Genomic DNA, 14,131 nt, shown 5'->3' with positions numbered 1-14,131 from the left:
GTGTCCTGGAGCTTCGGGAAACGAACCTCACCATCTGCAGGCAAGGAGTGGCCGTCCGTGCTGGCCGCACAAACCATCAACACGCGGCCTCCGGGCCCCGCTCGCCGTTGCGCCGAGTGCGGATGCCGTCTGAACCGGTACAACGACAGCCCTCGCTGTTTCACGTGCAGCCGGAGCGTAGCGATGCCGGAGGCAGCCGTACCCGGGATTCCACCGGAGGTCTGGGGTGATCCTCTGGCCCAACAGGCACTGGTAGAACGCGACTTCGGGGCATTGTGCCTCCGACTGCGCGAGTTGACGTCGCTGCGCCAGGACGACTTGGCGCTGTTGACGGGACTGAGCCAGCCCTACTTGTCGATGTTGGAGTCGGGTCGGCGCAGGCTCACCAGCATCGACAAGGTCGTCGAGTTGCTCGCAGGTCTTCAGGTACCGCCAGAACTCACGGGCCCCATGCTTCGGGTTCGCCCGCTCACCGGACAGGCATGACGTGACGGGCACTGAGCGAACCGCGGTTCTGTTCACGAGCTGGATCACTAGAGAGATATCACGATCGTGATGTGCGAAGTGCCTTCGCCAGAACCAGAGTTGAGCTCGTGAGCTTCTGCGGCCTACGCCTGGGAGCAGGTCAATTCACAAGCACAGGCACGTCGGTGGCGCACAACGGCGGCGCATCGCATCGCAGGTAGGCACCGGCCCTTCAGTACCCGTAACACCTCGGCCGTCGAGGTCGGCGCTGATGCTCGCCGCACCAGATTGCACCGCCGCTCAGAAGTTGCCTCCCGTGCATCCGCAGGATCCCCAGGCCCCTCGCTTGCCGAGAGGTCCCGATGAGAGGAGAGCCGAGTGACCACAACCCCGAAGAGTACGAAGGCCAAGAAGGAAGGCGGTGGGACCGATGTCGGCCTGCTGGTCGCCGTCGAGCAGCTCGCCGTGGCCCACGACCGCAGTGAAGCGGAGCGGTCCGACGTCACCAGTTCGCAGAACAGTGCGGGCGATGACGGCGACAACCGCGACCTGAACCTTCCCAAGGAGTAGGAGGAACCCATGGAGCACCGGCTCGTCACAGGTATCGAGAAGGCGTTCGGCTGGGACGGGCCGGGGCCCGTGGGCACCGCGTTCACTCGCGGGCAGCTCGCCGACCCTGACCTGATCGCCCGCCTGATGACCCCGAACCGGCTGCTGGAGACCATCCGGCACCGCCAGCTCGCCAACCCCCAACTGCGCTGCTACGCCGAGGGAGACGAGGTACACCCCTCGCTCTTCCTGTCCACGAACGTCAACCGGCGCAGGCAGGCCGTGAGCCAGGCCGACATGGCGGCCCTCGGCCGGATCCTCAACGACGGCGGAACCGTGGTGCTGGACCACGTCGACTCCTTCGACCCGACCCTGGAAGTCGCCTGCCGCGCCCTGGGTTGGTGGTCGGGCGAACTCACCTCCGCCAACGCCTACTTGGCCGTCGGCGACACGGATGGCTTCAACCTGCACTGGGACGACCACGACGTGATCGCCGTCCAACTCTCCGGCGAGAAGTCCTGGGAGGTCCGAGGCCCCTCCCGTCCAGCCCCCATGTACCGCGACGCCGAACGCAACCGCACTCCGTCGGAGGAGGTGCTCTGGAAAGGCGTCATGCAGGCCGGCGACGTCATGCACATACCCCGCGGCTTCTGGCACACCGCGACGAGGATCGGCTCCGGCGACGACGGCCACTCCCTCCACGTGACCTTCGGCCTCACCAAGCGCACAGGCGTGACCTGGGCCAACTTCCTGTCCGACGCCGCCCGCGCCGACGAGGACTTCCGTACGGACCTGGAGCGCAGCGACGACACCGTGGACGGCGACATGCTCGCCAAGAGGCTGGCCGAACTCGCCCGCGAGTACGACCCCGAGCGCTACCTCGCGGAGCTGCGCGCGAACACGCCGCCCGCTCGACACCTGCCCCACGTCCCGGTGTTCGGCCCACTCGAATACGCCGTTGCCGTCACCGAGTTCGAACCGGTCATCGCACCCGCCGACGACACGGTCCAGGTGGTCGGCGGCGGCAAGCGCCTCACCTTCCACGGCCGCGCCGAACCCGCCCTTCGCAGCCTCCTGTCCGGACACCCAGTGCACCTCACCGACGACGACCAAGACCTCATCCCGCTCGCCGAGCACCTGATCCTGGAGGGGCTGTGCGCACCGCTGACCGCCGAATCGCTCTCGGCCTATACCGGACTGGTCCCACCCGACATCTTCTAGAAGGCGCCCTGGAGCAGGGTGTCACCGACCTCGACACCGCCTTCAACTACCACCACTTCGCCTCCCACCGGGCCCTCGCGGCAGTCGCCGACGACCTGCTCCCCTCGTTCACCATCTCCACGAAGGTCGGCTACTTCCCCGACGGCCACGACCTCGATCCGGCACGGCTCCGTGTTGCGGTCGAGCGGTCGGCGGAGGAACTCGGCCATACTCCGGACACAGTGCTCCTGCACAACCCCGAGACCTCGGTCCGCGGCTTCGCAGACGCGTGCGCCGTGCTCCTGGAAATGTGCGAGGCAGGATTCTGCAAGACCTGGGGCCTCTCGACCTGGGACCCTCGGCCCCTCCTCGAATCCGACTGGGAGATCCCGCGCCCGGACGTGGCGATGGTCCGCGCCGGCCTCACCGTCCCGGTGGGGATCCTCGACTCGGTGGATGAACTGGTCGACCGCGCAGGGATCACGGATCTATGGGGAATGGCGCCCTTCGCGGGAGACGCTGACGACTCGATCTGGCAGACCGTGAATACCGCCACGTTCCTCATCCCAGGGCAGCAGTCCAGTGCGCTACAAGCAGTCGTTGCCGCCGCGTTCGCGATCCCCGAGGTCACCCGTCTCGCGGTCGGCACCTCTCACGTCGAGCACCTCGCCGAAGCCGTCGGTGGCGCACGGCTTGAGATCAACAGCGAGACGGTGACGGCATATCGGTCACTGCTGCGCGAGCGGGCTACCGTGAGCGCAGGAGCCCCATCCAGGAAGGACCCCTAAGTGCACGCCACCTTGGATGACCTCTCGACCGTTCCGCTCGACGACGTCCTCGACGACGTCGAGCGGCGGCTCGGACGTCAACTCAAGCGCGAGGACGGCCACTTCAGCAAGTACAACGGCACGGCTGGCTTCCGAACCGATGCGGCCACCTGGGTCCGGCTCGCCTGGCGACGCACAGAGAAGATCGATACCCAGGCCTGGACCGGCTTCGAGGCCGCAGCCGTCATCGAAGGCGTCCCCCGGCCCGAATGGTCAGCGGCAGCCGTCTGGACCGACCCAGGGCGTGGCGTGGTGTGGCGTGCGGACGAGATGACGCTCGTGGAGGACGGGGCCCTCTCCCCTACCGGCGACATCACCACGGATCCTGGACTGCCCGAGCAGTGGTGGAGCGACCTCCGGACCGCGCTCATGAACCTCTCGGTGCACTCCACGGACCGCGTGGCCATGGGCCAGGCCCACCTGACCCGCCGCATCCACGAGGTCTACGGAACCGATATCGACACCACGATCACCGACTGGGCCTGCGCCCACGGCGATCTCGGCTACGCCAACCTCTGCGGCCCCCGCCTGTCGATCATCGACTGGGAGAGCTGGGGCATGGGTCCGGTCGGATGGGACGAGGCCTGCCTGTGGTCCGCCTCCCTAACCGTGCCGACGCTCGCCGAACAAGTAGAGGCCCTTTTCTCCACCATCCTGTCGACTCGCAGCGGCAAGCTGTCCCGCCTGCTGCTGTGCGCGAACGTCGAGCGCGCCTTTCAACGAACGGGCAGGAAGGCGCCGTTGACCGACACCATGGCCAATGTCGCTGCTTCGCTGCTGCGCGATCTGCGTTAGGTAGAGACGCCGGAACCTGGTTGCACAGCGGGCCTTTCCGATGATGAGCCGCCCTGCCCTTCGGCTCCCCCCCGTAGCCGGAGGACAGGGCTTCATCGTGAGCTTCCGTACCGAGCGGACGTCGGCCACCGGCTCTCCGGCCTGACGAGCTAGCCGCTCTGCGACATGAACCGCCAGACACCGTGCTCAAGCCCACCAGGTTCGTGTCCCAGCAGCGCGGCGGTCTCCTCGTACACCTCTTGCAGGTGCTCGTACTTCAGCTCGGAGACACCGGCCTCGGCAGCGAAGGCTCGCAGGTGTACGTCCACGGCGATCTGCGATCGGCCGACGAGGTTTCCGATGTAGTCCACGGTCTTCGGTCCTACGCCCTTCACCGCGAGCAGAGCGGTACGCCCGACTTCATGGTCGAGCCAGGCGTGGAGGTCGTTGCGTGTGTTGATCCCGTTGGCAACCAGCAGGTCGGTAATTCCATGGGCCGTTGCGACCCTGCGAGGACTGTTGAAGTTCATGGCGACAGCCAGGTCTTCCGTGGCGAGTCGTGTCTGGAATCCGCGCACCGTCGCGGCGTCGGGCCATGCCGCTTGGAGCTGGAGTATCCGTGGCCGGATCGTCGATTCGTACTTACGACGCGCCTGAAAGCTGGCGTCGCAGATCACGGCGCCCATATGCGTCCAGCCGCCTGGCGGAGGGAACGGGCCGTCGCCGAGGACGGTCCGAATGTGGGCAGCGAGCTGCTGGGCGAGGCTGCGTGCGGTCATGGGCAGATGATGGTGTCACGTGTTGGGCGATCCGGGGGCGGGAACCTGGATCTGGGTGATCGAGCGCGAGTTCGCCGGAAACTCTCAGGCTGCTTGATGCGCGGCTCGTACATATTCGCCGGCTATAGGTACGGGTTCCACCAGAGCTGGACGGGCGCTGTCTTCACCAATGATGATTGCCTGCTCACCAGGCGCTTCACTGAGCGAGGACGTCACAGTCGTGGTGTCCTCCACGGAGACGGGTACCGCCAGTTCGAACCAGGTCTTCTTACCCGCTGCACAGGGTTGTGATCCCCACTCCGTTGCCATTGCGGCCACGAGGAAGAGACCGCGCCCATGCTCGTCCGTGGACAGGGCCTGCGTGGGTACCGCCAAATTCGAGTCGACATCGGTGACTTCGACTCGTAGCCGCTCTCCGGTCCACCGGACGCACACCACACATGCGGCCCGCGTGTGCGTGACCGCGTTCGCGACCAGTTCCCCGGTAAGCAGTTTCAAGTCGTGGATCAGTTCCTGGTCCAGGTCCAGCCCGAACCCTCGAACACGATCCGCTACACGGTCCCGCGCTGCTGGCACCGCCTCGACCAGAGCCGGGACGGTGAAGGCGTAGGGCGATTCTTCGAGCGGGCGCGGCATAACTGGGAACCTCTCGATGGGCAGGGGCCAAGGAGTCAACGCGATTTCCCGAGAGTGAACGGATCGCTCAGCGCCTTCACAAGGCAGTGCACAGGGCAGCCAAGAAGTCGAAAAGAGCCCGGGAAACGGCGGACGACCACCATCTACCTCGGACGGCCCGGCCCCCTATCTCAGCGGTGATATAACCAACGCAATGTCGGCGGAACCCACCAACCGCTGAACGGTGCCGACTATCAGAACATCCCGGCACCACCAAGCCGTCCTTTCTACGGATCCTCATCCTGTCGCCACAGTCACCACGACAGGAGTGCCCCCGTGCCGCAGGTCAGCCACGTATCCGAGACCGCCTTCCTGAACCTCCCGAAGGCTGCCGAATATTTGGGCATCTCCCCCAACACCCTCTATGTCTGGCGTCATCGTCGACAGGGGCCTCCGAGTTTCCGCATGGGGCGGCGTGTGATGTATCGCATCACCGCCCTCGACGCATGGGTGCGTGCTCAGGAGCAGGCGGATTCGCGGTCCAACTCCGCTCTGAATCCACTGACACACAAGCCGCAGCGTCGCTCGAAATCGGTCAAGTAGCCCGGCGCTTTCAGATCTCCTGCAAGAACCTTCCGCAACGGGGATAAGAACCCGGCGCGGAGTGCGTTACGACCAACCAGCTCATGACCGACGCACCACCCGAAGGACCTGAAATTGGCCGGTTACATAGAAGACCGCTGGCTCAAGAAGCGGCCCGATAAGCGAACCGGAAAGAGGGAGCGGACCACTCTCTACGGCACGGGAAAACGCTACCGGGTCAAGGGGATACCTGGGGTCCAGGACCGCTCGTTCGAGACGAGCGAGGACGCCAAGCAATGGCTCGCCACCGCGAAGACCGACACCAAGCGCGGCGAGTTCGTCGACCCGCGCGACGGCGAGATCTCTCTCGCCGACTACATCGTCGACCATTGGTGGCCGAGCCGGACTGACGAGCCATCGACCGCGGGGCCGATGCGCAGCCGGATCTGGAACCACATCATTCCGATCTTGGGCGACCTCTCCCTCCGAGACATCGATGCCTCGGCATTGCGCTCGTTCAAAGCAGCGCTGCTCACCCGGGTCGAGGACACGACGGCCGAAGTGATCTGGGGTCACTTCTCGTCCATCCTCAACAGTGCGGTCGACGACCAGCGACTGTTGCGGAATCCCATCAAGGTCCACCGAAGCGTCAAGCCGCCACGGCGTACAGAGAAGAAGGCCAAGGCCTGGGCGCGACCCATCGTCGACGCAGTTCGCTCCCACCTCCAAGCGCGCTACAGGTTCGCGGTCGACCTCGGGCTTGGCCTCGGTCTGCGCCAGGGAGAAGCCTTCGGCTTGGCCGAAGACGACTTCGACTTCGAAGCGGGCGTCGTACATATCCGGCGCCAGCTCAGGTGGGACATCAAGGGACGCCCGTACTTCTGCCTCCCCAAGGGCGGCAAGACGCGCACGGTGCCGCTGCCTCCCAACCTCGCCGCCCGGGCGCACGACCACTTCCGACGTTTCCCCTCCACCGCCTGCACGTTGCCATGGCGGAACCCAGAGCCCCCGACCAACGCCCTGGAGACAAAGCAACGCAAGCCGATCACCGTGCAGTTGGTGCTCACGACCTCGCACGGCAACCGGATCTACTACCGGACGTGGAACGACAAGAGCTGGAAACCCGCGCTGGCAGGAGCTGGTCTCATCCAGGCCGTCGGCGAGAAGGTCCGCCGGGACGGCGGCCGGATCCGGCGGACTCCGATCTACGCAGCGCCGCGCGAGGACATGTTCCATGTCCTGCGGCACACCTACGCCAGTGTGCAGTTGGAGGCTGGCGAGTCGGTCGTGAGTCTGTCCGTGTGGCTCGGGCACGCCTCACCGAAGATCACGCTCGACCACTACGCTCACTTCATGCCGGGTGCCGGTCGACGCGGCCTGGCCGCCATGGATTCGTGGCTGGGACAGGACCAGCCGCAGATTGTCCCTGAGAAGTCCCTACTCACCGGATGGATCAAGAAGCTGACCCCGAATCCGCAGGTCAAGGAACTGATCGCATCCGGGGCCACCATGAACGTGAAGTACAAGGAGACGGCTCCGGGCGGGCTTGCGGTGAACATCATCGATGTGTTGACGGTATAGGTCCTGACCAGCGCGTTCTTATCTTTCGGCGCTGTCAGGGGCCTCCTTGCCCACGCGGTGGAGAATCCCCGGAAGGTCCCCGGGGAATCCCACGGAAGCGGCGTCCGACCTGGGGGTTCATGGCACCCTCGATCACTGTTCCGATACGTCCTGACCGCCGGTCGTCGCCAGGGCGGACGCAGCCACGTCGGCGAACTCCAGGAAACCGCAGGCGAGTTGGGCACTCTCCCCCTCATTCGCCCCGCCGTTGAGGCGTGCTCGCCCGATGGCCTACCCCGTGCGTGACACCACCCCGGCCGCGTCTGCAACGACCTGCGCGACCTGGCACGCCGTCCTCAAGGGCAGCCTGGTCCTCGTCTCACTCGGCGAATGTCGCCAGACCTCGTACACCGCTTGACGCCGTCGACAAGGTCCCGCTGCAACTGGCTACCCTGAACGCTTCGTTGACGTCGTCCGGCGGGTGTGGCTAGGCGCCCCCGCCTCGCGGGGAGACAAGTCCCGTCTCGTACGCGAGGACGACGGCCTGGACGCGGTCGCGCAGGTCCAGCTTGGACAGGATGCGGCCGATGTGGGTCTTGACCGTGGTCGGGCTGAGGAGCAGGCGGTCCGCGAGTTCGGCGTTGCTCAGGCCCGTCGCGAGCAGGCGGAGCACCTCCAGTTCACGCGGGGTCAGGCCGGACAGGTCGCGGTGGGGACCGGTCGGCTGGTCCTCTTCGCGCTGGGCGAAGCGTTCGATCAGGCGGCGGGTGATCGCGGGGGCGAGCAGGGCGTCGCCGGACTGCACCAGGCGTATGGCGGCGACGAGGTGCTCGGGGCTGACGTCCTTGAGCAGGAATCCGCTGGCGCCGGCGGTGAGGGCGGCGTAGACGTAGTGGTCGAGGTCGTAGGTGGTCAGGATGATGACCTTGGTGCCGTCCGGCCCGTCGTCGAGGATCCGTCTGGTCGCTTCGATGCCGTCCATCTGTGGCATCCGGATGTCCATGAGCACGACGTCGGGCCGGGTGCGCCGGACCGCGGCGAGCGCCTCGGCTCCGTCGGCCGCCTCGGCCGTCACCTCGATGCCGTCCGCGGCGAGGATCATTCCGAAGCCGGTGCGTACGAGGGCCTGGTCGTCGGCGATGACGGCGCGCAGCGCCGGCCGGTTCACGCCGTCCGCCACGGGACTCGGGCCTTGATGCGGTAGCCGCCGGCGAGGGTAGGACCGGCCGTGAGTTCGCCGCCGTAGACCGCCAGCCGTTCCCGCAGCCCGATCAGCCCGCGGCCGTTGCCGTCCGCCCGAGGGGCGTCGCGGGTGGCTCCGGTGTCGGTGATCTCGATCTCCAGTGAGTCTCCGGTGTGTCCGACGGTGACGGAGGCGTCGGCGCCGGGCGCGTGTCTGATGGTGTTGGTCAGTGCCTCCTGTACGACGCGGTAGGCCGCGAGGTCCACCCCGGGCGGCAGCGGGTCGGGCGGCAGCGACATCGCGACGCCGACCGGTGTCCCGGCGGCACGTACCCGCTCGATCAGGGCGTCGAGCTGCCCGAGGCCAGGCTGGGGTTCGAGGCCGTCGGCGGGGCTGTCGGGGCGGCCGGTGTCCGGGGCGGCCAACAGGCCCATCACATGCCGAAGTTCGGCCATCGCGGCCCGGCCTCCGGCCTCGACCGCCAGCAGGGCCTGCTTCGACCGCTCCGGTGCCGCGTCCATCACCTTGCGTGCCGCGCCCGCCTGGATGACCATCACGCTCACGTTGTGGGTCACGACGTCGTGCAGTTCGGCGGCGATCCGGGCCCGCTCCTCCTCGACAGCCTGGCGCATGCTCTCCTCCTGGACCTGCTGCAGTCGTGTGTACCGGTCCCGGCTGGCCGCCAGCCGCCGCTGCCAGAAGCGGACGGTGCTGGCCAGCACCCCGGCGACCAGCAGCACGACCGCCGGGCTCGACCATCCCGGGAACACCGGATCCGTGTCCTGGAACGCGAGGCCGGCCAGCACGGCGGCGACGACCAGCCCGGCCGTCGCCCGCGCCCGGTGACGGCTGTACATGATGGCGCTGTAGGCGCCGATGACGCAGGTCAGCACGTTGATCCAGGAGGTGGCCTCGCCGATGACCAGCGCCGCGCCCAGCACCACCCCGAACGTGGCCAGCGGATACCTGCGCCGGGCCGCCAGCGGCAGCGCGGAAAGGACGACCAGCGGCCAGGCCGGGGAGGACGGTTTGCCCTCCGCGACCCGCGCACCCGGTACGGGGGGCGTGGGCGGGCGCGGGACCGGCGACCCGTCCCGGGCATACCCGGACTCGACCTTCGAGCTGACCTGGACCGGCCCGTCGCCGGGATAGCGCGATGCCGCGATCAGCGCGAGAACGGTCAGCACGACCGCCAGCACCACATCGGCGCGCACAGCCCGCCGCGAGCGCGGGGCATCCTCCGCCTCCGACCGCAGCGCGTCGCGCAGTTGCCGACGCCAGCCTTGCCGCCCCTCCGTCTCCACCGGCTCATTGTGCGGTTTCCGCACCCCCTTCCGCGTCCCCCTGCGCGGCCAAATCGCCGTCCCTCAGGCGTACTTCGCAGGGATGAGGCCGCAGGCACCTCCTTCGCAGGGAGGCCCGGATGTCGGTGCCGCGGCCGACGCGCCCCACAGGACCGCGGCCCTACCTTCGCTGGGCCGGCACAGACATCTCCCTCTCGACCGCAAGGACGGACCACACCCATGACTCACGTGATCGAACTGGCGGGCGTGACGAAGCGCTACGACAGCGCCGGTGCGCCCGCACTCGGACCGCTGGACGTCGGCGTCGCCCAGGGCGAGGCGCTTGCCGTGACCGGTCCCTCCGGCAGCGGAAAGTCCACGCTGCTGAACCTGGTCGCCGGCCTCGACAAGCCGACCGAAGGCGCCGTGACCGTGGACGGGCAGCGGATCGACCAGCTGAGCGAGCACGCGCTGGCCCGGTTCCGCCGCGACCGGATCGGCATGGTCTTCCAGTTCTTCAATCTGCTCGACGACCTCACCGTCGCCGACAACATCCAGCTTCCCGCCCAGCTGGCCGGGACCACGCGGCGCAAGGCGGCGGCCCGCGCCGACGAGCTCATGGAACTGCTGGGCATGACCAGGCACGCCCGCGCCTACCCGGGCCGGCTGTCCGGCGGCGAGCGCCAGCGGGTCGCGGTCGCCCGGGCGCTGGTCAACCGGCCGGCGCTGCTGCTCGCCGACGAACCGACCGGCGCGCTCGACACCGCCTCGGGCCACGACGTACGGGAGGTGCTGATGGAGCTGCACCGCGGCGGGCAGACCCTCGTGCTGGTCACGCATGACATGGCGCTGGCGGAGGCGTGCGCGAGCCGCACCCTTCAGCTGGTCGACGGCCATGTCTCCTTCGACACGCATGCGGAGGCCGTCCGATGAGCCTCTTCGGCTCCGGCGCGCTCGGCCGGGTCGTACGCTCCGGTGTGGGACGGCGCCGGGTGCAGACGGTGGTGATCGCCGTGGCCACCATGATGGCGGTCGCCGCGGCCGTGATCGCCGGGTCGCTCATCGTCGTCTCGAACGCTCCCTTCGACCACGCCTTCGCGGAGCAGCACGGACCGCACATCACCGCGCAGTTCGATCCGGCCAAGGTGAGTGCGGCGCAGTTGAAGGCGACGAAGCGGCTGGACGGCGTCACCGCGAGCGCGGGGCCGTATCCGTCGACGACCATCAGCCCGGTCGATCCGGACGGCGGGCACCTGCCGGACCTGAGTCTGGTCGGGCGGTCCGGTCCGCATGGCGACGTGGACGACCTGGACCTGCAGTCCGGCCGGTGGGCCGCGAAGCCGGGCGAGATCGTTCTCTCCGCGTCGTTCAAAAGCCCCGTCCTCAAGGTCGGTTCCATCCTGAAGGTTCCGGATGCCGCCGACGGCCCGACCCTGAAGGTCGTCGGCTTCGCCGTGTCGGCCGGCAGGACCGCTGATGCCTGGGCGACCCCGGGGCAGGTCAGCGCGCTGGCCTCGAAGGACACACCGGTCACGAGTCAGATGCTCTACCGCTTCGACTCCGCGGGGACCAAGGCGCAGATCTCCGCCGACCGCGAGAGGCTCACCGCCGCCGTACCGTCCGGGGCCCTGGTGGGCACCCAGTCCTACCTGGACACCAAGCGTGCCGCCGACACGGGCGCGGCGGCGACCATCCCGTTCATGGTGGCCTTCGGCGTGCTCGGCATCGTGATGTCCGTGATCATCATCAGCAGCGTGATCAGCGGCGCGGTCGGCGCCGGCCTGCGCAGGATCGGCATCCTCAAGGCCATCGGTTTCACCCCGCGCGAGGTCGTGCGGGCCTATGTGGCCCAGGCGCTGATCCCGGCCGGCGCCGGTATCGCACTCGGGGTCGTACTGGGCAATGTGCTGGCCGTTCCCCTGCTGGAGGACACCGAGCAGGTGTACGGCACCGCCTCGCTGACGGTGGCCTGGTGGGTGGACGTCGTCGTGCCGGCCGTCACGCTGCTGGTCGTCGGGATCGCGGCGCTGGTCCCCGCGCTGCGGGCCGGGAGGCTGCGCACGGTCGAGGCCATCGCGATCGGCAGGGCACCCCGCACCGGGCGCGGCCAGTGGGCGCACCGGGCGGCCGGGCGGCTGCCGCTGCCGCGGGCGGTGACCTACGGCCTCGCCAGCCCCTTCGCACATCCGGTCCGTACGGCCGCGATGCTGCTCGCGGTGGCCTTCGGCACGGTCGCGGCGACCTTCGCGGTGGGACTGACCTCGTCCCTGAACGCGGTCGGCAGCGCGTCGGATCCCGAGGACCGCGCGGCGGTCACCGCCGTCGTCGGCGGGCCGACCGTCCCGGGTGCCGGAGGCGGAGTGCGCCACATGAGCCCCGGGCAAGGAAGTGCCAGTCCTCCGTCCGCCGACCCGGCGAAGGTCCGCGCCGCCATCGAAGCGCAGGCCGGCACCGCTTCGTACTACGGCATGTCCAAGGACGATGTCACCGTGGTGGGGATCTCCGGCTCGGTCCAGGCCACCCTGTACCAGGGCGATTCACGTCCCGGCAGCTACGAGATGATCTCCGGGCACTGGATCACCGGCGCGGGGCAGGTCGTCGTGCCCACGGGTTTCCTGGACCGGACCGACACCAAGATCGGCGACACGGTCCGGGTGACCCTCGGGAAGGACACCGAGACCCTGAAGATCGTCGGCGAGGCCTTCGACACCTCGAACGACGGCCTGTCGATCCACGCGGACCTCGCCAGTTTCGCCGGGACCAAGCCCCAGGTGTTCCAGATCGAGGTGAAGCCGGGCGTCTCCCCCGCCGCGTACGCCGAGAAGCTCCACGCGGTGGTGGAGCCATTGGGCGGCGACGTCATCGCCAACTCCCCCTCGCAGCAGGAGAACATGATTCTCGTCCTGGATGCGATCGCGGTGCTGCTCACCCTCATGCTGGTCTCCGTGGCAGGCCTCGGTGTGCTCAACTCCGTCGTCCTCGACACCCGCGAACGAGTCCACGACCTGGGCGTCTGCAAGGCACTCGGTATGTCACCGCGGCAGACCGTGAGCCTCGTACTCTCCTCGGTGGCCGGGATCGGCGTGCTCGGCGGACTGATCGGGGTACCTCTCGGGTTCGCGCTGCACGGCTTCGTGCTGCCGGTGATGGGGCACGCGGCGGGCACCGATCTGCCGCCGTCGGTCCTCGATGTGTACGACGCTCCGCAGCTGGTGCTGCTGGGGCTGGCCGGCATCTCGATAGCCATGCTGGGCGCGCTGCTCCCGGCCGGCTGGGCGGCCAAGGCCCGCACGGCGACGGCGCTTCGCACGGAGTAGGCCGTCAGCGCGCACCCTGGGAGCCGACTTCGAACCCGAGACCTGCACATGACGAGTGCGTCCCCCGAAACGACCTAGTTCACCGTGACCGCCTGGAAAGTGCCGTGTGCCACGGCGACCCGCGCCGAGCGGACGAGCTGTGTCACCTTCGCCTTGTAGCGGTCGTCGAGGTAGGCCTGTTTCACCTGCTTGCGTACCTGGGCGAAGGGCGGGGTGGTGATCGGCGTGCTGCCGTTGGGGGAGGTCAGGCTTACCGCCCCGGACTTCTTCGCCCGTCGGAAGTCGCTCTTGTGTGCCGTGTAGTAGGCGCGCAGCGCCTTGTCGTCCGTGGTGATGACGTGCGCGTCCGCCAGCTTCTTCTCCAGGTCGAACGTCAGGTTGCTGAGTACGTAGTCGAAGTAGTTCGCCTCGGTGTACTGCACGGGCCCGTAGATCACCTGGTGCGCGGCGACGGCCTGCTGTCGACGCTGGTTCTCCTTGGTCCAGTTGAGGAGGAAGGTCGCGTAGCTCGGGTCCGCGAGAAGACCGTAGTGGTGGGCCAACTGCTGCTGGACGGTGGTGCGGGTGACGTCGGCGAGTGCCTGCTTCTTGATGTAGTCGGTGGGGGTGCTGCCGCCGTAGGACGTCGTCCAGAAATGCGGGCCGTCCTGGGCGCCGAACGTGTTCTGGAAGTGGGTGAAGGTGGCGGAGCGTTCCTGCGCGAGGTAGAGCGCGAACTCGCGTACGGGGATGGTCTGGCCGTCGATCGTGGCGATCACCGCTGTGGGTGAGGGGGATGGGGTAGGGGCGGTTGCCTGGCGTCGGGCTCCGCCGTCGGTGAGGAGGGAGAGGCCGGTGATCGCGGCTGCGACGGCCAGGGCGACGGCCGCGAGCAGCCACCACGGCAGTACACGACGGGGCGTGGTTCTGGGGCGGGCCGTGGTCTTCGGTCGGGTGGCGGTTGCGGTCCTGCGGGCCTGGCGGGTCGACGTGGTCATTCCTGGCTCCTCCCGGGCGC

Annotated in this window: 15 protein-coding genes; 10 read left to right on the top strand and 5 right to left on the bottom strand. The window is 68.2% G+C overall.

Annotated elements, in window-relative coordinates:
* The first annotated feature begins 183 nt into the window (after positions 1 to 183).
* The 5 genes from OG496_RS54295 to OG496_RS54275 all read left to right on the top strand — a co-directional run bounded on the left by OG496_RS54295 (position 184) and on the right by OG496_RS54275 (position 3,836).
* Positions 184 to 486, top strand: coding sequence for a helix-turn-helix transcriptional regulator (locus OG496_RS54295; protein WP_359614563.1), 303 nt, complete (start codon positions 184 to 186; stop codon positions 484 to 486).
* 357 nt (positions 487 to 843) lie between these two features.
* On the top strand, positions 844 to 1,035 hold the full coding sequence (locus OG496_RS54290) for a hypothetical protein (RefSeq protein WP_359614565.1): 192 nt from the start codon (positions 844 to 846) through the stop codon (positions 1,033 to 1,035).
* A gap of 9 nt (positions 1,036 to 1,044) precedes the next feature.
* The gene (locus tag OG496_RS54285; RefSeq protein WP_359614566.1) at positions 1,045 to 2,235 is read left to right on the top strand and encodes a JmjC domain-containing protein; all 1,191 of its coding nucleotides are present in this window, start codon (positions 1,045 to 1,047) and stop codon (positions 2,233 to 2,235) included.
* A complete protein-coding gene (locus OG496_RS54280; protein ID WP_359614568.1) occupies positions 2,169 to 3,002 on the top strand; it encodes an aldo/keto reductase in 834 nt (277 codons plus the stop codon). The genes OG496_RS54285 and OG496_RS54280 overlap by 67 nt, the downstream gene beginning before the upstream one ends.
* Complete coding sequence (locus OG496_RS54275) at positions 3,003 to 3,836, top strand: aminoglycoside phosphotransferase (protein ID WP_359614570.1); 834 nt, start codon at positions 3,003 to 3,005, stop codon at positions 3,834 to 3,836.
* 149 nt (positions 3,837 to 3,985) lie between these two features.
* Here OG496_RS54275 and OG496_RS54270 read toward each other — a convergent pair whose 3' ends face one another.
* Together OG496_RS54270 and OG496_RS54265 are read right to left on the bottom strand one after the other, a co-directional pair.
* Complete coding sequence (locus tag OG496_RS54270; protein ID WP_359614572.1) at positions 3,986 to 4,594, bottom strand: hypothetical protein; 609 nt, start codon at positions 4,592 to 4,594, stop codon at positions 3,986 to 3,988.
* An 84-nt stretch (positions 4,595 to 4,678) separates the two neighbouring features.
* Positions 4,679 to 5,230, bottom strand: coding sequence for an ATP-binding protein (locus OG496_RS54265; RefSeq protein ID WP_359614574.1), 552 nt, complete (start codon positions 5,228 to 5,230; stop codon positions 4,679 to 4,681).
* 315 nt (positions 5,231 to 5,545) lie between these two features.
* Between OG496_RS54265 and OG496_RS54260 the strand changes: the two genes are divergently transcribed.
* The 3 genes from OG496_RS54260 (at position 5,546) to OG496_RS54250 (ending at position 7,769) form a co-directional block, all read left to right on the top strand.
* A complete protein-coding gene (locus OG496_RS54260; RefSeq protein ID WP_359614576.1) occupies positions 5,546 to 5,812 on the top strand; it encodes a helix-turn-helix domain-containing protein in 267 nt (88 codons plus the stop codon).
* A 114-nt stretch (positions 5,813 to 5,926) separates the two neighbouring features.
* On the top strand, positions 5,927 to 7,372 hold the full coding sequence (locus OG496_RS54255) for a tyrosine-type recombinase/integrase (RefSeq protein ID WP_405976372.1): 1,446 nt from the start codon (positions 5,927 to 5,929) through the stop codon (positions 7,370 to 7,372).
* A 265-nt stretch (positions 7,373 to 7,637) separates the two neighbouring features.
* Positions 7,638 to 7,769 (top strand): hypothetical protein, encoded by a 132-nt coding sequence (locus tag OG496_RS54250; protein ID WP_405976371.1) that lies wholly within the window; start codon positions 7,638 to 7,640, stop codon positions 7,767 to 7,769.
* 69 nt (positions 7,770 to 7,838) lie between these two features.
* Here the strand turns inward: OG496_RS54250 and OG496_RS54245 are convergent, their stop codons facing one another.
* A complete protein-coding gene (locus OG496_RS54245) occupies positions 7,839 to 8,531 on the bottom strand; it encodes a response regulator (RefSeq protein WP_405976370.1) in 693 nt (230 codons plus the stop codon).
* Positions 8,516 to 9,838, bottom strand: a complete 1,323-nt coding sequence (locus OG496_RS54240; RefSeq protein WP_405976369.1) for a sensor histidine kinase — start codon at positions 9,836 to 9,838, stop codon at positions 8,516 to 8,518. The genes OG496_RS54245 and OG496_RS54240 overlap by 16 nt, the downstream gene beginning before the upstream one ends.
* Before the next feature lie 219 nt (positions 9,839 to 10,057).
* On the opposite strand from OG496_RS54240, the gene OG496_RS54235 reads away from it, so the two are divergent.
* Together OG496_RS54235 and OG496_RS54230 are read left to right on the top strand one after the other, a co-directional pair.
* Positions 10,058 to 10,750 carry an ABC transporter ATP-binding protein gene (locus tag OG496_RS54235; protein ID WP_405976368.1) on the top strand — a complete coding sequence of 231 codons (693 nt, stop codon included), beginning with the start codon at positions 10,058 to 10,060 and terminating at the stop codon, positions 10,748 to 10,750.
* Positions 10,747 to 13,134: an ABC transporter permease gene (locus tag OG496_RS54230; RefSeq protein WP_405976367.1), complete on the top strand. Its 2,388-nt coding sequence runs from the start codon at positions 10,747 to 10,749 to the stop codon at positions 13,132 to 13,134. Before OG496_RS54235 ends, OG496_RS54230 begins: the two co-directional genes overlap by 4 nt.
* Before the next feature lie 74 nt (positions 13,135 to 13,208).
* Here the strand turns inward: OG496_RS54230 and OG496_RS54225 are convergent, their stop codons facing one another.
* On the bottom strand, positions 13,209 to 14,111 hold the full coding sequence (locus OG496_RS54225; RefSeq protein ID WP_405976366.1) for a hypothetical protein: 903 nt from the start codon (positions 14,109 to 14,111) through the stop codon (positions 13,209 to 13,211).
* Positions 14,112 to 14,131 lie beyond the last annotated feature (20 nt).

This window comes from Streptomyces sp. NBC_00988, assembly GCF_045162645.1.
Lineage (GTDB): Bacteria > Actinomycetota > Actinomycetes > Streptomycetales > Streptomycetaceae > Streptomyces.
This window is presented reverse-complemented; position numbering and strand designations above follow the sequence as displayed.